General features: G+C 43.9%; 13 protein-coding genes. 9 read left to right on the top strand and 4 right to left on the bottom strand.

The features are described from left to right. Positions 1–16: 16 nt before the first annotated feature. The gene (locus tag MHH89_RS28470) at positions 17–463 is read right to left on the bottom strand and encodes a GNAT family N-acetyltransferase (RefSeq protein ID WP_036679492.1); all 447 of its coding nucleotides are present in this window, start codon (positions 461–463) and stop codon (positions 17–19) included. Between the two features lie 591 nt (positions 464–1,054). Between MHH89_RS28470 and ilvB the strand changes: the two genes are divergently transcribed. From ilvB to MHH89_RS28495, 5 genes are all read left to right on the top strand, one after another. Beyond that, a complete protein-coding gene (gene ilvB, locus MHH89_RS28475) occupies positions 1,055–2,797 on the top strand; it encodes a biosynthetic-type acetolactate synthase large subunit (protein WP_036679490.1) in 1,743 nt (580 codons plus the stop codon). Then, complete coding sequence (ilvN, locus tag MHH89_RS28480) at positions 2,794–3,282, top strand: acetolactate synthase small subunit (RefSeq protein WP_170914191.1); 489 nt, start codon at positions 2,794–2,796, stop codon at positions 3,280–3,282. The genes ilvB and ilvN overlap by 4 nt, the downstream gene beginning before the upstream one ends. A gap of 177 nt (positions 3,283–3,459) precedes the next feature. Beyond that, positions 3,460–4,452 carry a ketol-acid reductoisomerase gene (gene ilvC, locus MHH89_RS28485; protein ID WP_036679485.1) on the top strand — a complete coding sequence of 331 codons (993 nt, stop codon included), beginning with the start codon at positions 3,460–3,462 and terminating at the stop codon, positions 4,450–4,452. A gap of 102 nt (positions 4,453–4,554) precedes the next feature. After that, entirely contained in the window at positions 4,555–6,096 is a 1,542-nt protein-coding gene (locus MHH89_RS28490) for a 2-isopropylmalate synthase (RefSeq protein ID WP_076309613.1), read from the top strand. Between the two features lie 288 nt (positions 6,097–6,384). Then, the gene (locus tag MHH89_RS28495) at positions 6,385–10,239 is read left to right on the top strand and encodes a collagen binding domain-containing protein (protein WP_341088637.1); all 3,855 of its coding nucleotides are present in this window, start codon (positions 6,385–6,387) and stop codon (positions 10,237–10,239) included. Between the two features lie 67 nt (positions 10,240–10,306). On the opposite strand, the gene MHH89_RS28500 is transcribed toward MHH89_RS28495, so the two are convergent. Both MHH89_RS28500 and MHH89_RS28505 read right to left on the bottom strand, forming a co-directional pair. Continuing rightward, the gene (locus MHH89_RS28500; protein WP_081386357.1) at positions 10,307–11,452 is read right to left on the bottom strand and encodes a response regulator; all 1,146 of its coding nucleotides are present in this window, start codon (positions 11,450–11,452) and stop codon (positions 10,307–10,309) included. A gap of 83 nt (positions 11,453–11,535) precedes the next feature. Continuing rightward, positions 11,536–14,634, bottom strand: a complete 3,099-nt coding sequence (locus MHH89_RS28505) for an ATP-binding protein (protein WP_341088639.1) — start codon at positions 14,632–14,634, stop codon at positions 11,536–11,538. 103 nt (positions 14,635–14,737) lie between these two features. Between MHH89_RS28505 and MHH89_RS28510 the strand changes: the two genes are divergently transcribed. The 4 genes from MHH89_RS28510 (at position 14,738) to MHH89_RS28525 (ending at position 17,450) form a co-directional block, all read left to right on the top strand. Next, positions 14,738–15,319: an RNA polymerase sigma factor gene (locus MHH89_RS28510; protein ID WP_076125482.1), complete on the top strand. Its 582-nt coding sequence runs from the start codon at positions 14,738–14,740 to the stop codon at positions 15,317–15,319. After that, positions 15,316–15,768 carry an anti-sigma factor family protein gene (locus tag MHH89_RS28515; protein WP_038569222.1) on the top strand — a complete coding sequence of 151 codons (453 nt, stop codon included), beginning with the start codon at positions 15,316–15,318 and terminating at the stop codon, positions 15,766–15,768. Before MHH89_RS28510 ends, MHH89_RS28515 begins: the two co-directional genes overlap by 4 nt. Before the next feature lie 75 nt (positions 15,769–15,843). Beyond that, a complete protein-coding gene (locus tag MHH89_RS28520; RefSeq protein WP_076125480.1) occupies positions 15,844–16,341 on the top strand; it encodes a hypothetical protein in 498 nt (165 codons plus the stop codon). A 17-nt stretch (positions 16,342–16,358) separates the two neighbouring features. Then, positions 16,359–17,450, top strand: a complete 1,092-nt coding sequence (locus MHH89_RS28525) for a DUF4097 family beta strand repeat-containing protein (protein WP_076308054.1) — start codon at positions 16,359–16,361, stop codon at positions 17,448–17,450. Positions 17,451–17,526: 76 nt separating this feature from the next. Here MHH89_RS28525 and MHH89_RS28530 read toward each other — a convergent pair whose 3' ends face one another. Continuing rightward, positions 17,527–18,507: an aldo/keto reductase gene (locus MHH89_RS28530; RefSeq protein ID WP_312148647.1), complete on the bottom strand. Its 981-nt coding sequence runs from the start codon at positions 18,505–18,507 to the stop codon at positions 17,527–17,529. Positions 18,508–18,529: the final 22 nt, after the last annotated feature.

Here is an 18,529-nt window from a genome sequence, read left to right on the forward strand (position 1 = left end):
TTGAAATTCGATTTAACTAGATGAACCTTTTCTCCAATTCGTAACAGAAGCTTAGGGATTGATAACGGGCTACGCTGTAGCCCAATTTTTGATAAAAGGCAAGAGCTGCTGTGTTTCCTAAATCGACGGATACCTTAGCCCGATGACATCCGCGTGATAGTGCAAATCGTTCTGCTCGATCCATGAGCATATTCCCCAAGTGTTTGCGCCGTGCTGCGGGTGCTATGGCTAACATATCGATATAAAGTAAATCACCATGCAGCAGGAAATGGACAAACCCCATTGGATCACTCTCATAGTCGGGACAGGCGACTAAGGTGATACCGTGTCCCAGACGACGGGGGATATCTTTTTTGATTTTGGCAATTTCAGTCTTTGGTAAATGAGATAATGGTACAAGCTGTCGCTCGATTAAATCAAGGATAATGACGTCATCCTGCTTGGGTCGACGATAACGGATCATAGAGCGCCCCCTTTCTACGCATTGTCGTACATCATATGTCGGGAGCGTGGTGGGGGTTCCCAGCACGTAGAAGTAGGAGTTGTGACAATATTAAAAATAAGGGTATTGACTTATCCATGTTAGGAATCATATAATGTGTCTAAACATTTTATCGAACATACATGTATCGGCAATGATGAGGACGAAGTTTTAAGGGCTCTTTTGCTCAGAGAGTGTGAGGATCTGCTGCAACCTCCACCGAAATCCCTTATATACGAGCTCACCTCGGAGCTGTTTTCCTGAAAGGTCCACTGGCTAGAGTGGTGGAATTATTAGGGAAAATCGTTTAGTCCGCGTTAGGGACTTCAGGTTACAGAGATTAGGGCCCTTGCCTACATCGATGGATTTTTGTATACCTGATAAGGCGTTGCATCGCGAGATGTAATGCAAACATGGGTGGTACCACGGAAGATCAACCTTTCGTCCCTCACGCGCTAATACTGTGCGTGGGAGGCGAAAGGTTTTTTTGTTTTATAAGGAACCATTTGCTGATGTATAAAGGACGGTCCGTCATTTGCATAATGAATGTTAAATATCGGAGGAGGAATACTGATGAGCGCGCAAATACCGGAATTACGGTCTACTGAGCAGTTAAAAGAAAAATGGATGGAGCCGGAGGTCATTTCCGGTTCCGAGATATTACTCCGCAGCCTTGTATTAGAAGGTGTAGACACTGTATTCGGATATCCGGGTGGAGCTGTACTGTACATCTATGATGCATTGTACGGTTTTACGGATTTCAATCACGTGTTAACACGTCATGAGCAAGGTGCTATTCATGCAGCTGACGGTTACGCTAGAGCAAGTGGCAAACCAGGGGTATGTATAGCTACCTCAGGTCCCGGAGCAACGAATCTTGTAACAGGTATTGCTACAGCATATATGGACTCCACTCCATTGGTTGTAATCACAGGTAACGTATTCTCCAGCCTGATCGGTACAGATGCTTTCCAGGAAGCAGACATTACCGGGATAACGATGCCAATCACTAAGCATAGCTACTTTGTAAGAGATGTTGAGGATCTCCCCCGTGTTATACATGAAGCTTTTCATGTGGCGAATACCGGTCGTAAAGGTCCAGTGTTGATCGATATTCCGAAAGACGTGTCAGCAGCGAAGACGTTGTTCACACCAGTGAAAACAGTGAATCTTCGGGGCTACAATCCTTGTACAGTTCCAAACAAACTGCAGCTTGATAAATTGGTTCGTGCGATTGCGGTTGCTGAACGTCCGATCATCATTGCAGGTGGTGGAGTTATTTACTCCGGAGCACATGAAGCTATGTTCGAATTCGTGAAACGGACAGAGATTCCAATTACTACAACCTTGCTGGGTCTCGGAGCTTTCCCTAGTGCAGAAGAACTTTGGATGGGAATGCCGGGTATGCATGGTACGTATACCGCGAATAATGCGATCCAACAGTGCGATTTGCTCATTAATATCGGTGCACGTTTTGATGACCGTGTTACTGGCAGACTGGACGGCTTCGCGCCAAAAGCCAAAATCGTGCATATCGATATCGATCCTGCAGAAATCGGGAAAAATGTATCGCCTGATATTCCGATTGTAGGCGATGTGAAAACGGTATTGGAAATGCTGAATCCTGAGGTTGGCCGCGCATCTAATGCTGATGCTTGGAGAACACAGATTGCTCAGTGGAAGCTAGATCAGCCGCTTCGGTATAAGGATTCAGAAACAGAGCTTAAACCACAATGGGTGATTGAAATGATCAATGACACCACTAAAGGTGAAGCGATTGTTACAACGGATGTTGGTCAGCATCAAATGTGGGCTGCACAATACTATAAGTTCAATCATCCGCGTTCATGGATTACTTCAGGCGGTCTTGGAACGATGGGCTTCGGATTCCCGTCAGCTATCGGTGCACAGATGGCACATCCTGAACGGTTGGTAGTATCGATTAATGGTGATGGCGGCATGCAAATGTGTTCCCAAGAGCTAGCGATATGTGCGATTAACAATATACCAGTCAAAATTGTAGTAATTAACAATCAGGTGCTTGGCATGGTTCGCCAATGGCAGAATCTTATCTATGATAAACGTTACAGCTTTACAGACCTCGCAGGCAGTCCGGACTTCGTTAAGCTGGCTGAGGCCTATGGTGTAAAAGGTCTACGGGCGACGAATAAGGAAGAAGCACGTGATGCATGGCAGAAAGCACTGGAAACACCGGGTCCAGTATTGGTAGAATTCGTTGTTCCAAAAGACGAGAATGTCTACCCGATGGTAACTCAAGGTTCAACCATCGATCATATGCTGATGGGGGATGAATAACAGTGACAAGACATACGATTTCTGTACTCGTAAATGACCAGCCGGGTGTGCTTCAACGGGTGTCGGGTTTGTTCGGTCGCCGCGGATTTAATATTGAGAGTATAACGGTTGGCCAGTCTGAAGAGGTTGGATTGTCCCGGATGGTTATCGTTACTCTTGGAGACCAGCATACGCTTGAACAAATCGAGAAGCAGCTCTACAAGTTAATTGATGTAATTAAAGTCGTTGATCTTGGATCTAAGCCCATGGTTGCTCGTGAGCTGGCTCTGATTAAAGTGAATGCTGATCCAAGTGAGCGTCCGGAAATTATGGGCGTTGTAGAAACCTTCCGGGCTTCAGTTGTTGATATTGGTAGCACTACATTGTTAGTACAGGTAGTTGGAGATACAGTGAAGATTGATGCGATGATCGAGCTTTTGAAACCTTATGGAATCAGAGAACTGTCTCGCACGGGTATTACGGCTATGGTACGCGGTAACTCTTAAATATTTTATTTTGCGACTTTAACGGATTACTGCTTGATTGCATTAATCTGATATGATATGAATGAACTTCCCGCTAAAGAGCGGGAGCTTGAGGAGCAGCTAGATCTTCTATGATTCCAGTTCTCTTGAAGCACCCGCTCTTTATGATGGGTCTCAAATTAAAGGAGGATATTGACAATGGCAGTTACAACGTACTATGAACAGGATGCAGAACTTAGTGTATTAAAAGGAAAGACAATTGCGGTAATCGGGTACGGTAGCCAAGGACATGCCCAAGCACAAAACCTGCGTGACAGTGGTCTTCAAGTTGTCATCGGTCTTCGTGAAGGTAAATCTTTTGAAACTGCGAAAAATGACGGTTTTGAAGTATTGCCAGTAGCTGAAGCAGTATCCCGTGCAGATGTTGTGCAAATCCTAATGCCAGATGAAACACAGGCTTCGGTATATAAAAATGAAGTAGAACCAAACCTTAAAAAAGGCGCAGCTTTGATGTTCTCCCACGGCTTTAACGTACACTTTGGACAAATCGTTGCTCCTAAAGATGCAGACGTGCTGCTTGTAGCACCAAAATCTCCAGGTCACATGGTTCGTCGTACTTATGTTGAAGGCTTTGGCGTTCCTGGCTTGATTGCTATCGAACAAGATGCAACTGGAAAAGCTAAAGAAATCGGTCTTGCTTATGCAAAAGGTATCGGCTGTACACGCGCAGGGGTTATCGAAACTTCCTTCCGTGAAGAAACCGAAACTGACTTGTTCGGTGAACAAGCTGTACTTTGCGGTGGTGTATCCGCACTGATCAAAGCTGGCTTCGAAACATTGACAGAAGCAGGATATGCTCCTGAGATGGCTTACTTCGAATGTCTGCACGAATTGAAGCTGATCGTTGACATGGTATACGAAGGCGGATTGTCCAGCATGCGCGATTCTATCAGTAACACTGCTGAGTACGGTGACTATGTAACTGGACCACGTATTGTAACTGAAGATACTAAAAAAGCTATGAAAGCTGTTCTGACAGATATTCAAGAAGGTAAATTCGCTCGTGACTTTATCCTTGAGAACCAATCCGGACGTGCTTTCCTTACCGCTACTCGCCGCAACGAAGCTGCTCACCCAGTAGAAGTTGTAGGTAGCCAATTGCGTGAAATGATGCACTGGATTAAGAAATAATCATAATCATACTTATGATTAAATAGTATTACCTTCAAATGCGGCCGTGACTTTGCGAGCCGCATTTGAGAGTTTCAGCACAATTTTTGGGAGGTGCTTAGCATGCGGAAAATTTATGTGTTCGATACGACACTGCGAGATGGAGAGCAGTCACCAGGTGTGAACCTCAACACGCGTGAGAAAGTGGAGATCGCTTACCAGTTAGAGAAGCTGGGAATTGATCGCATGGAAGCGGGTTTTCCTGCAGCTTCTCCAGGTGATCTAGCTTCTGTTAATGCGGTGGCAAGAGCTGTGAAGAACGTCACGGTAATCGGCCTTTCTCGTTCTAGAGAGACAGATATTGATGCTGTAAAAGAAGCACTACAGGGAGCGCAGGACCCTTGTATTCATATTTTTCTGGCTACATCTCCTATTCACCGCCAGCATAAGCTACGGATGGATAAGGCTCAGGTGCTGGAAACTGCACAGTCTGCTATCCGATACGCTAAAAAATATTTCCCTAAGCTCGAGTTTTCATTAGAAGACGCGGGCCGTACGGAGTATGATTTCATGGCTGAAATGGTCGGCATGGCTATCCGGGAAGGCGCTAATGTTGTTAATATCCCGGATACTGTAGGTTATTTGAATCCTTCGGAGTACGGAGCTATCTTTAAATATCTAAAAGAGAATGTGCCTGATATTGAACGCGTACAGCTTAGTGCCCATTGTCATAACGATCTTGGTATGGCTACAGCAAATACGCTGGCTGCGATTCAGAATGGTGCAGATCAGATCGAAGGAACGATCAACGGTATCGGTGAACGTGCCGGGAACACAGCGATTGAAGAAGTTGCGCTAGCGCTTGAGACACGGGCTGAATTTTTTGGTGCAAAAACATCGCTTACGTTATCTGAGATCTCTCGCACAAGCCGTCTGGTCAGCAAGCTTACAGGTATGGTGGTTCCAGGGAATAAAGCGATTGTAGGAGCTAACGCATTTGCTCATGAATCGGGTATTCACCAGGACGGGATGCTAAAAGAGAAAACTACCTACGAGATCATGACACCGGAGACTATTGGACTTAAAGAGAGCAAGCTGGTACTCGGCAAACACTCTGGACGGCACGCTTTCCGCGATAAGTTGAGTGATCTTGGGTATGATTTGTCCGAAGAAGAGCTGAACACCGCTTTTTCTAAATTTAAGGATTTGGCAGATAAGAAAAAAGAAGTATCAGATGAAGACATTTTGGCTTTGATTGAAGAGAAATTAATTGATACGCCAGAAGTCTTTAAGCTGCAAACGATGTTCGTTACTTATGGTAATGAAGCTGTTCCAACCGCCAAGGTTATTATTGCGGGTCCGGAAGACCAGCCGATTGTAGCTGAGGCCGAAGGTAATGGTTCAGTAGATGCCATCTACAATGCTATTGATAAAGCCACGAATGAGGAAGTTACCCTTGGAGATTATTCGATTAAATCGGTCTCCCGTGGTAAAGATGCGCAGGGTGAGGTTCATGTGGTGCTTTCGCAGGGAGAAGTAGCTGCACAAGGCCGTGGACTTAGCACCGATATTCTAGAAGCAAGTGCCCGCGCTTATATTGATGCGCTGAACAAGCTTCTGGAGAAGCGTAAGACTTACACCAAACGTGATCACGCTAGTCTATAAGATGTACAATGTTATTTTTATTTTCCACTAAGTAGTAAATACGACAGGGATATGCGAGTTATTGCGCATATCCCTGTTTTTTTTTTGCAATAAAAAGATCTCCAAGACTGCAATAGGACGCTGTTCAGATTATGTATAGATGGACTATTTACAATAGTTGTTAGGTTGCAAATTTATATCATGAGAAAGAGTCAAGGAGGTTAATGCGGGGGAGTAGAGTACGGGATTCAAAGGATAAAGCTTAGGAAAAGCACGATAAACGGAGTGATAAAGGAGGCATTTTTAATAATGTTATCAAAAAAGAAAATTAGCGCATTGCTCGTAGTATTCTTGCTTGTGACGCAATGGGCTTACAGCTTTGGCTTTGGAGTCAATTCGCAGGCATATGCGAGTGGCAACGGTACTGTAATTGGAGATGACCTCATTACTAGTGTTACGCTTGCTGTATACACTGATGATAAATACACAAATACGGTTACAGAAAGCGTATATGAACTTGATTCCTATTCGGAATTGAACTATACATGGTCACTTCCAGATGGGCATGGATATAAGGATGGGTCCACCTATACCTTTGATCTTCCAACACAGTTTGAACTTTATAACGATCTGAATGGTGATCTTATTTTTGACGATGAGCCTGTAGGGACTTATACCGTCGACAAAAATACTAACCGCGTTGTATTTACATTTAATGCTTATATCGAAACTCACGATAAAGTGGGAGGGACTTTCTCCGTAAGGTCGCTTTTGAGCTCAAAGAAAATTACAGGCTCCACGAAGCAAACCCTGATTTTCCCGATACAAGGCGGTACTCAGACTATTGAGCTTAATTTTAAGCCGAAGGTTAGCTCTACTATAGAAAAAGACGGTTCGCCTAAGCCGCAGTATTATAACCCAACAAGCATCGCTTGGACGGTTGATGTGAATAAGGCACTGGAAAGCGTAAAAAATGCAGTTGTCACCGACACACTCCCTGCGGGATTATCACTGAATACGGTATCTATTGCTGTTTATGAGCTTGATGTGAAGGTCGATGGGACTGTGAGTCTTGGCAATCTAGTGGACAGCAGCAAGTATGATGTGACAGGATCCACTTTGGGAGAGTTAAAGCTGAAATTTGCGGATAACCCGCTTACTAAGGCTTACCGGATTGGCTTCTCTACGGATATTACTGGTACTGGTGTAGATGCGAAAACCTTTTTGAATGAGGCAGTCTTAACAGGAGATAACGGATTTTCTAAAAAGGCTAGCACTACAGTTACAGTAGGACGTGGCAAACCACTATCGAAAGAGTCCATCAATTACGATGCAGCGAATCAGGTGATTTCCTGGGCTGTTAATTTCAATTACAATGAAAAAACAATTTCAGCGGCAAATGCTATTTTGAAGGATACATTCAATAACACCCAAGATCTAATTCTCAGCTCGGTTAAAGTTTATCCTGTAACGATCGACAGTAATGGCAACGGGGTTAAAAGCGCGGAAATCGCTTCAAGCGAATATACAATAACTCCAACAACTGCAACGGGATTAAATGGTTTTGATCTGAAATTTAACAATGATATAAATTCTGCCTACCGTATTGAATATCAGACAAAGGCAAATGGCAGAGTATTTGATGATGGCAAGATTACGAACAAAGTTACTTATGATGGAAAAACAGAAACGGGTTACAGTGATATCAAGCAGCAAATTCTCCATAAATATTATAGCAACGTTAATTATGCGACTAAGACCCTTGATTGGACTATCCAAATTAACGACGACAGCAAGACTATGGAAAATTTAGTGGTGACGGACACTTTTGGCAATGCCGGATTAAAGCTTGTTCCGGGTACATTAAAGGTTCAACCAACTAAAGGCGGAACTGCTACCGTCCATAGTGTTGTTTACAATGCGCATGATCCGGTTGCAGTAAACGATGGATTTGTGATTACTTTTAATGCGCCGATAAATGAACCTTACACAATTACTTATACAACAAGCTTTAACTATGATTGGCTGGCTCCGGGCAAAACTCAATTCACTAATACAGGTGCACTCGATTGGAAAGAAACGGTTAATGGGGTGCAGGAGTCTAAGCATAAAGAAGCGACCGTAATCTTTAATCCAAGAGATGAGGTTAAAAACAATGGGAAGAAGAGTGGTTCCTACAATGCTGTAACTAAGGAAATCACTTGGAACATTGGGGCTAATTATAATCAGAAAACGTTAAACCAAGCTCAACTGGTTGATACCATTTCAGCTGGCCAAGTTGTAAATATGGATTCTGTGAAAGTGAATAAATGGGAGTATGGAAAGGATGGAAATCCTTCTCCTCAAGCTAGTGTGAATTCCGCGGACTATAAAGTGGAGCTGGATGGCAGTGAGCTGAAGGTGACATTTAATAAAACGATTAATTATGCGTTCTACGTCACTTTCAAAACAACGTTCGCGGATCAAGCGATTGATTCAAATGAAATTAAAAATACAGCTACGTTATATGACGGTGCGAAAGTAGAGTCCGCTAAACTGCAAGCTTCTGTTAATATCCCTCAGGGCGGGGAATACGTTAACAAAGAAGGTGCGCAGGATGGCAATAAAATACATTGGACGGTTTACATCAACCGTAACCAATCTTTTGTAAAAGAAGCGGTAATTACGGATATTCCAAGCGACAATCAAATCCTGCTGTCCAATACATTCCATGTCTACAAAACGAAAGTTGCAAGCAATGGGGATGTAACATCGACCAACCAAGAATTGGTGAGTGGTACAGATTATAAGCTGGAAATCACTACGGATAATGACGGAAAAGAAAGCTTTAAGCTTAGTTTCCTGAAGGATATTTCCGAAGCTTATATTTTGAAATATGACTCCCTGATCACAGCACAAAACAATGATAAGGTAACCAATAAGGTTAGTTTCGATGGTAAAAACATCAAGGTAGTTCCAGGTGTAAGCACCGAGGAAATTATCGTTAAGCTCTCTAGCGGCTCCGGCACAGGAAGCGGCGTAAGAGGACCGTTGACGATTACCAAAGTAGAAGACGGGAATACGAGTAAGGTGTTAAGTGGGGCCGTTTTTGATCTGTATCGGGTAGTTGATGCCGATAAGATCTGGATTAAGGAAGGCACTACGGATACAAACGGGATACTTGAATTTACCAAACTAACAGGTGGGAAATATATATTAATTGAGAAAACAGCGCCTGCTGGTTATGTTCTTGATCAAACACCACATGAAGTGACTATTTCTTCGACGACAGGGATAAGCCTTGAGGTAAAAAACAAAGTTCCGACACCAACAGCAACGCCTATACCGACCGTAACGCCCGCACCAACGGTAACACCAACGCCAGCGCCAACAGCAACACCAACGCCAGCGCCAACAGCAACGCCAACGTCGACACCGACAGCAACACCAACGTCGACGCCAACAGCAACACCAACGTCGACGCCGACAGCAACACCAACGTCGACACCGACAGCAACACCAACGTCGACGCCGACAGCAACACCAACGTCGACGCCGACAGCAACGCCAACGTCGACGCCAGAGGAACCGACAGGTCCTATCTGGACACCATCACCGACACCGGAAGTAGTCGTTACTTCTACACCAACAGCAACACCAGTTGTGGTGGCAACACCTTCGCCAACACCGATGGTAACGCCAGTGTCGACGGCAACGCCAACGGTTACGCCAACAGCTACTCCAAGCCAGCCTGTGGCAACTAGTACGCCTGTTGTTCCGCAGGTAACTCCACCTGTGCAGAAAGAGATTACCAATGAAGATGTTCCTATTGAAGGTGAAATTCCACTTGGGGGAGTGCCAAGCTTGGGAGATGAGCCGGGACATGGTAAAGTGACTATTACTAAGGATGGCAAATGGGTCTACACACCTGATCCGGGCTATATTGGTAAAGATAAGTTCACCATTATTGTTACAGATGAGAATGGAAATGAAGAAGAAATCCTCATAGAGATTGATGTGGAGGAAGTACCAAAGGGTACAGTTACTGAGCCAGGAAATAACAGCAATAAACCGACTCAGCTTCCGAAAACAGGAGAAGACAGCGCGTTTCCGATCTACTTGGCTGGTGGAAGTCTAGTACTTTTAGGGTTTGTATTAACAAGACGATTCAAACGTAATAACTAGGAAGGTAATAATAAAGACACCCGGTTTTATCCGGGTGTCTTTATTATGTCTTGATAGGTTATTTAGCTCATCGCACTCTATGGTTAAGCTGTTCCCATTGCTCGTACCATTGCTCAACGCTGGCTGGAAGGCCAAGGTTAAGTTCCTTTTGGAACAAATCCTTGAGCAGCTTGTACTGCTCTTCCACAGCGGAACGTTCTCCAATGCTGTCGTAGACCTTCATTAATCCTAAATGCCCTTGTTCAAAATAAGGCTGTAACTGCACTACTCGTTGATAGACAGTAACGGCCTCGGCAATTCTGTTGCTTTCTATATAAAATTGAGCTATGCCCATTGCATGGTGCAGCCAAATGGTACGAAGACGTTGCCGCTCACTTTCAGCCCATAAATAATCATAATCGTCATAGTAATCTCCAGAATAAAGCTCGAATAAAACTTGATGCTCCGCACAATTAACTTCACTGATGGTTTCCAGAGCCAGGATACCCTGTTCCCACTTATCTACATCAATCAACATTGATCCGGTTTCAAGGGTATAGCCTTCCCCCCCGCTAAGGTTGCTGATATGCAGGTCGACTTCATTCTGCTTTAAGCATTGCCGGACTTGATAAATTGTTGTATAGAGATGGGTAGAGGCCTTTTTCAGATTGAAGTCTGGCCACAGCAGTTCAATCAGCATGTCTTTACTTACGAAGCGGTTGCGATTATGGAGCAAAAAGGCAAATAACTCTTGGGCCTTAGAGGTTCTCCAACGCAGATTATTTAGAGATTGTCCGCCTCGTTCAAAACGAAGCGATTGAAGACAACGAATGGTTACCTCTTCTTTTGCAATTATGAGTTTTGGTGCAAGTGACAATCTTTCTTCTAACCGCTGGACAGCTTTCAATAGTCGGTCATTTCGCACAGGCTTCAAAATATAATCGAGCGCATTGATCTCAAAAGCCTCCACAGCATAATGGTTATACGCGGTAACGAAGATAATATTTGCATTTGGACAGGCCTCTTGGAGCATCTCCGCAGCTTGAAGACCATTAATTTCTGGCATTTCAATATCAATAAAAATAACGTCAGGATGATAAGACGGAGCCTCTTGAATGGCCTGTGAGGGGTCCGTATAGGAAGCGGCTATATGTAAAGATGGTATTTTTTTTAACATAAACTCTAATTTCACAAGGGCAAGCCGTTCATCGTCAACTAATATTGCCTGAATCATTATTAATCACCACTCAGATATAGTATTTTAGCCAAAATACGTCGAATCCTTACTTGATATTTCGGTTCACAATAGTTTGTCTGTTAATCAGAAAGTTTTCGAAGCGGATTTTTTTTGTCAGAAGGAATAATAAAACTCACAGAAGTTCCTTTCCCTTCGGAGCTTTTAATCTGCAGCCCTTTTCCGTAGACCCGCAACAGCCGTTTATGTGTATTTAAAAATCCGATTCCTCTTGCATCATTAGACGGATTGCTGAGCAACTGCTGGAGTTGTTCGTTTTTCATGCCTTGGCCATTGTCTGATATCGTGATTTCAATATCGCCAGCTTGTTCCTTGATGGTTATGGACACCGTTCCTCCTTGGGAGCGACTCAAAATACCGTGCCGGACAGCATTTTCAACCAGTGGCTGTATAGTCAGAGGCGGCAGTTGAAAATGCAAGCTTTCCTCATAATCCCAAAGAATGGTCATCCTATCTTCAAAGCGCTCCTTTTCTATGTAGAGGTAGGCATGAACAAGCTCAAGCTCTCGTTCAATCGGTATCATAGGCTCAGCATTCAGGAAATTGAAGCTTAAACGTAAATAAGAGCTGAAGGCATCCACAAGGTGACTCATTCTATTAATATCAAAAGAAGCCAGCGCGGATATTGAATTTAATGTGTTGAACAAGAAATGTGGTTGTATTTGCGCTTGAAGATAGGCAGCTTCCACACGAAGCCGTTCGTTTACGGACTGTTTTAGATCTGTTAAGGAGCGTACACGGGCCTTCAGCTCTATTGCATTCATAGGCTTCATTACATAGTCATTTGCACCTGAAATAAAACCGGTATAAATATCTTCCGCTTGGCCTCGTGCCGTCAGAAGCAGAATGGGAAGCTCAGCAATGGTGTAACGTTCACGAATTCTATGCGCCAGCTCATACCCGGACATTTGTGGCATCATTACATCTGTAATAATTAAATCCCACTGAACGGTATCCAGCAATAGTAAAGCATCGTTTCCGCTGGTCACCGTAACGATTTCATAGTCCTTGATGGAAAGTACGTTGGTAAGTATTTTTAGATTAACCGGATCATCATCTACAGCCAGAAGCTTGGGTCTCCTTCCATGGGCTGATGAAACGATACCCGGTGCGGTTAATTTGGATAAAGTGATCATAGATGGCGTGTCTGAGAATTCAGTCATAGAGGGCAGTTCTGAACTCAATACCCGGCTGGTTGAATCGTATAATGGCATTGTGAATGTAAAGGTAGTACCTTCTCCAAGTGTAGAGACTACACTTATTTTCCCGCCGTGAAGTTCAACTAACTGCTTGCTGGTGCTTAATCCAAGCCCGATGCCACCGCTAACTTCGTTCATGCTGGAATCGCCCTGTTCATAGGGCTGGAAAGCTCTGAGCAACGTCTCCTCGTTCATGCCAAGACCCGTATCCGTAATATGAATCTGCGCCGATTTTTTATGAATAGCTGCATGGATTCTTATCGTGCCTACAGTCGTATATTTAACAGCATTTTGAAGCAGATTGAACAAGATCTGAATGAGTCTTTTTTCATCAGCCACAATAGAAGGGAATGAATCTGGTATTTCTGAGATTAAGGTTAAAGATTTCCCTTCCGTTAAGAATTTGAGCATATCAAGCACACCCACTGCGAAGGATTGGATCTTAAGTTCTCTGAGCTGCAATTGTATATTGCTTTCACGGAGCTGGGATTGATCCAGCAGATCGTCAACCAGAAGAGACATACGTCTTCCAACGGTAATGAGCAGTTTTAAATTCTCAGCATTTTGATGCGTTACAGTGTCACGCTCGCTGTCCAGGACAGTTTCGGCAATGTTAATGATACTGTACAGCGGATTTTTTAATTCATGTGAGGTGTTAGCCAAAAAAACATCCTTTTGCGTAACACTTCTCTGCAGGCTGTGCGCCAGTTTTTCTGTCTCCTTAGTATTCCAGTGATATCGCTTAAATCCAAAAGTCGCAAAGCACAAAAAGGCGATAATTAGATCAAAAGGATAATAGGTAACGTTAACCCAGTTATAATTCTTGAACATTCCCCAAAGTGTGCTGTTAACGATGGCAAACATAGATAACAACAGGAAAATAGAGCCTTCGTAATTTTTAACAATAGATCTCAGAAAAAGAATTACGACACCTAATGCTAAAACTAATAAATTTATGCCGAAAATCAGTGTGTGAAATTCATAATAGTGAACAACGGGTCCAAATAATATGAACAGGATGTCTACTACGGACAGGATGGTTAGGATACGAATACTTTTTATTTTTAAATCCGCGAACAAAAGATGTTTGCTTGTCTGCAGGATAAAAATAAATACAGCAATATAAGAGATAAAAAATAGCTTGAAATTCCATTGATAGTTCAAGGGAAATACGTGCAATAAAAGCCTGTCATCATCTATGAGTACGGTAGTTATAGCGGATATTACCAGTAGAAAAAAATAGATCAACATCTTTTGCCGCAGCCCAATTATATATAAAATAACAGCATATACAGCGTGCAGTATTAGAACAACACATAATAGCAACTGTAGGCTAATAGAGAGCAGTCTTTCCTGTGTTAAAGCTTTTTCGCTGCCAAAAACAATCGTTTTAGAAATTCCTCCCGTTTGGGAAAAGGAATAGTTGGCTACATGGATCACAATTTCAAGTTCACTTTTATCGGTTGTAAAGGATACTGAATAAGGCAGTATGTACGGAATATAGTGTTCTTTACTCTCAGCAGGAGTGCCAGAGCTGTCCAGCCGTTCACCGTTGATATACACTTCTGAAGAGGACCGAGCTCCGGAAATTAGAAGACTATAGGATTGCTTCTTATAATTATCTGTTAGGACACGTAGCCGATAGGAGCCGTAGCCATAAGCAGATTTATCGCTATCGCTAAGGGCATCTTTCCAGTTCCCCGGGACTTGTATATATTTTGCAGGAGCAGCATTTACAGATTGTTCGTTGAATGAAGGAAGCAGCATACCCGGATAGAACTCCCACTGCCCATTTAAAATAAGGAGTTTGTCCTGATTCCATTGTTTATCCCGTAAATCCAACACACCATTGATCAGTGGTGGTTGTGTGGTGTGCGGAGAAATCTTTACCCATAGGATACGGAATCCAGTGAGTATAATAAGAAACAATGCGATAATTAAGAAGAGTTTTCTTTTAGTCATAGTAGTTAAACATTATTCGACAACAAACTATATATTCCTCTCTTCAGCCTATTTCAAAAAAACCAAAAAAATTTATGTATAGGTTGCAGGGGAGAACGATTGGTTGGCGTCTAACGTTATGAAGGTGAAGGAGGGGAGAAAGCTGGAAGAGGCAGAATGGATTGCTGCTGTGCTGAACGGTCAACATCAAGCCTTTGGGCATTTGGTGACACGTTACCAAGGCATGGTATACAGAGTATGCGTCAAAATCACAGGAGAAGCCGAATCGGCCAAAGATATGGCCCAGGAGGTTTTTATAAAAGCATATAAAGCGCTCCCCTCTTTCAGAGGACAATCCTCCTTCTCGACATGGCTGTATCGGATTGCCTACCGAACCTGTCTGGACTGGAAACGGGCCAATGATAGGGAGTGGAAGTACCGAAGTGCAGCTGATTACACAGAAAATGATTGGGTAACGTCTCAAACTCCGGAGCATGAGGTACTTGAGCAGGAAACATCAGCTGAATTAGGTGAGAATGTGAATAGTCTGGCGGAACCGTACCGGTCGGTCGTCCAGCTGTACTATTTTCAGCGGAATTCCTATCAAGAGATTGCAGAGCAAAAGGGAGTTTCCGTGAAAACAATCGAATCGCAGCTTTATCGAGCCAGACAGATGATGCGTAAACAAAGGGAGGAATGGCGATGAATTGTGCAATAGTGAAGGAATGGATGCCACATTATATAGACGGCCTACTGTCTCCAGAGATGGAGCTGAGTATCCGATTGCACATAGAGTCATGTCCTGATTGCGCAGAGTGGCTGGAGGAAGCCAAAGCAATGTCGGAGCTGTGGTCGGAAATGGATGCTGACAGAGAACAGTTGCAGGCGCAGATGGACTTCCCGGATCTCGCAGCAGATGTTATGACACATATTGAGCAGCTCGAAACAGGGCGCAGATCACGAGCGACTAAGGCAACCAATGTAAGACGTCGTTCTGCCCCAAAAACCTCATGGATTCATTATGGAGTGGCTGCTTGCCTCAGTTTGTTATTGTTGCAGTTTGGGGTATTTGAGAATTTGGCCTATGGCATTACCGAAATAAACGGCCATATGTCGAATTCAGTAACCCAGTGGTTTGGTGGCTTTGGGAGATAGTAATAAAATAATTGATCATCAATAGATGTTTAAATTGGCTAAAGTTTTGCTACCCAAATTTTAGGAGGATGTATTATGATTAAGAAGAGACGTTGGCTCACTTTTATGCTGGCTATGATACCTGGAGTAGGTCATTTGTACTTAGGCTTTAAAAAGCAGGGTTTACAGTTTATGATCGGGGCCTCCTTATGTATAATGTTTATTCCGTCCGAGCCCTTGATCTTCCCGTTTGCCCTGGCGGCGCTGTGGTTTTATCAGTTGTTTGATGCCCTGCAGAAGGCGGCTTGGATGAAAATAACTGCTGCTGAACACGAACGAATGATGTTTCATCCAGACAGCTTCGGAGCCCCTTGGACCATGGGGATGTCCTCTATGCCTGGATATCCACATGAAGAGATCAATCCAGCTTGGGTGGGAATCGGCTGTGTTGTTGCTGGGTTCCTTATGTTGGTAATCACAGCTTTCCCTACCCTTTGGGATATGCTGACTGAGATCAACATCGGTACGATCTTATTATCAGTGGGTCTGATTGCGTACGGACTGAAGATGTTAAGGAACAATACGAGAGCATAAGAAACGGGGATTTAACTATGGGGAGATGGAAAATAGGAAGTTTCACAGCAGCCTTGGGCTGCATTGCCCTTGGTGTCATTATCGTGATGGCTCAGTATGATATGATCAGCTATGAGGTGCTTGGTTTTTTATGGCCGGCGTTGTTGGTCTTATTCGGAATTGAGATGTTGATTAGACTTTTTATCAAATCCGATGTCAAAAGCCGTGTAAGCGGCTGGGCCATCCTGTTAATTATTGTACTGATCGGAGCAAGTGCTGCTCAGACAGTAATGGCTGGAGGTTCACTCAGCAATCTGATCGGTAATACACATCTAACTCCGCTTAGTGGGAATGTGGAAGTGAAAGAGAATATTACGACGCTCAAAATCGTACTTCCAAGTGGAAAAGTAAAGGTTGAGGGTGTAGCTGGAGGCACTTTGGATTATGAGGGGAGTTTACTGCTGCCTGGAAAATCGCAAAGTGATGCTGAAAGTGCACTGGAAAAGAAATGGAAGGTTAGTACTGAAGGAGATACACTGATTATGGAGCTTGATACCGATCATAATTGGTTCTCTAACATTCAGTTTGGATTCAATACCAAAAGTCCTTATTTAAATATAAGTGCACCCAATAACCTTGCTGTTGAGGTTGAGACAAGTGATGGCTCTATAGAAGCCTGGAATCTTAAGTCAGGTATAGAGGTTGAGACAAGTAATGGTGCATTAAATATTCATGATATTATCGGCGAAGTGGATGCGCATACCAGCAATGGGTCACTATCCGTACAGAATATCCAAGGTGAAGTTGAACTTGTGAGCTCTAATGGAGCCATAGTATTGGATAACATTGATGGGGCGTTGTCAGCCAAGAGCAGCAACGGCAAAATTACTATAAACTCAGCAGTGACCGGAAACTGGAAATGTACATCCAGTAACGGAAAGATTATAGTGGGCTTGCCGGCCGTGTCGGATGCGAAGATTATTGCAGATACAAGCAATGGCTCGCTGAAGGGGAATGTACCCTGGGATCGGGACGGCGATAGCTATGGTACCGCTGTGCTTGGTAAAGCCACGTATACTGTGGATTTAAGCACGAGTAATGGAAGTGTGACCGTGGACACAGCTGAATAAGTATGAGTAAAAGGGAGCTGAGGCTTCAGCGAATGGATTCTGCTGAGGCCTCAGCTCCTTTTGTGATAGAACTTACCTACCAAGCATAGGCTTTAGGGGCTTCACCGCCGGGTCCAGGGAATATTTCATCTAGTCGTTTAAGCACAGCTTCATCTAGTACAATCTCAAGACTGCGCAGCGCACTCTCAAATTGCTCCAGTGTGCGGGGGCCGATAATAGGAGCTGTTACAGCAGGATTAGCCAGTAGCCAAGCAAGAGCGACATTATCCTGTGGTTCTCCCAGCTCCATACATAAGCTGGCAAAAGCCTCAAGCTGGCTCTTGTGCTGCTCTACACGATCTGCATTTCCGCCACTTCGGCTGCCCTCTATTTTTTTGAGTGCATTTCTTCCGAGCAGACCTCCATCGAGTGGGCTCCAAGGAATAATACCTATTCCCAGATGGCGAGCGGCTGGCAAAACTTCAAGTTCAGGAAGCCGACAGGTCAGACTGTATTTATGCTGCTCTGAGACTAGTCCAAGAAAACCACGAGCCTTTGCTTCTTGTTGTGCTATGGCGATATCCCAGCCTGCAAAGTTACTGGAACCAACATAACCAATCTTGCCTTGACTCACAGCCAGCTCGAAAGCCCCCCAGAGCTCTTCCCAGGACGTACTGCGGTCTATATGATGCATCTGGTACAATTCAATATGATCGGTCTGAAGACGCTGCAGGGACCCTTCAAGATGGCGGCGAATGATATATGAGGATAATCCTTCTTCATCATTAGGACCATCAAGCTTATCATTCATGGCTCCATAAACTTTGGTGGCTAGTACAACCTTTTCCCGCCGCCCGCCGCCTTGTTTAAACCAGCGTCCGATAATGGTTTCAGTCAGGCCAGAATTTTCGCCCCAGCCGTAAATGTTAGCGGTATCAAAAAAATTAACACCTGCATCCAGTGCAGCGTCCATGATGCGGAAGGCTTCTTTTTCATCCGTCTGTGGGCCAAAATTCATCGTTCCTAGACATAGGCGACTGACCTTCATGCCGGATTTGCCAAGCTTTGTATAATGCACTTCGCATTCACTCCTTTGATAG

It is taken from the genome of Paenibacillus sp. FSL H7-0323, assembly GCF_038002725.1.
Classification (GTDB): Bacteria; Bacillota; Bacilli; order Paenibacillales; family Paenibacillaceae; genus Paenibacillus_AQ; species Paenibacillus_AQ odorifer.

What these genes read in the sequence shown, in the direction of transcription:
- MHH89_RS28470 (WP_036679492.1), bottom strand. Translation starts at nt 463, where the DNA reads ATGATCCGTTATCGTCGACCCAAGCAGGATGACGTCATTATCCTTGAT.
- ilvB (WP_036679490.1), top strand. Translation starts at nt 1,055, where the DNA reads ATGAGCGCGCAAATACCGGAATTACGGTCTACTGAGCAGTTAAAAGAA.
- ilvC (WP_036679485.1), top strand. Translation starts at nt 3,460, where the DNA reads ATGGCAGTTACAACGTACTATGAACAGGATGCAGAACTTAGTGTATTA.
- MHH89_RS28490 (WP_076309613.1), top strand. Translation starts at nt 4,555, where the DNA reads ATGCGGAAAATTTATGTGTTCGATACGACACTGCGAGATGGAGAGCAG.
- MHH89_RS28495 (WP_341088637.1), top strand. Translation starts at nt 6,385, where the DNA reads ATGTTATCAAAAAAGAAAATTAGCGCATTGCTCGTAGTATTCTTGCTT.
- MHH89_RS28500 (WP_081386357.1), bottom strand. Translation starts at nt 11,452, where the DNA reads ATGATTCAGGCAATATTAGTTGACGATGAACGGCTTGCCCTTGTGAAA.
- MHH89_RS28505 (WP_341088639.1), bottom strand. Translation starts at nt 14,634, where the DNA reads ATGACTAAAAGAAAACTCTTCTTAATTATCGCATTGTTTCTTATTATA.
- MHH89_RS28515 (WP_038569222.1), top strand. Translation starts at nt 15,316, where the DNA reads ATGAATTGTGCAATAGTGAAGGAATGGATGCCACATTATATAGACGGC.
- MHH89_RS28520 (WP_076125480.1), top strand. Translation starts at nt 15,844, where the DNA reads ATGATTAAGAAGAGACGTTGGCTCACTTTTATGCTGGCTATGATACCT.
- MHH89_RS28525 (WP_076308054.1), top strand. Translation starts at nt 16,359, where the DNA reads ATGGGGAGATGGAAAATAGGAAGTTTCACAGCAGCCTTGGGCTGCATT.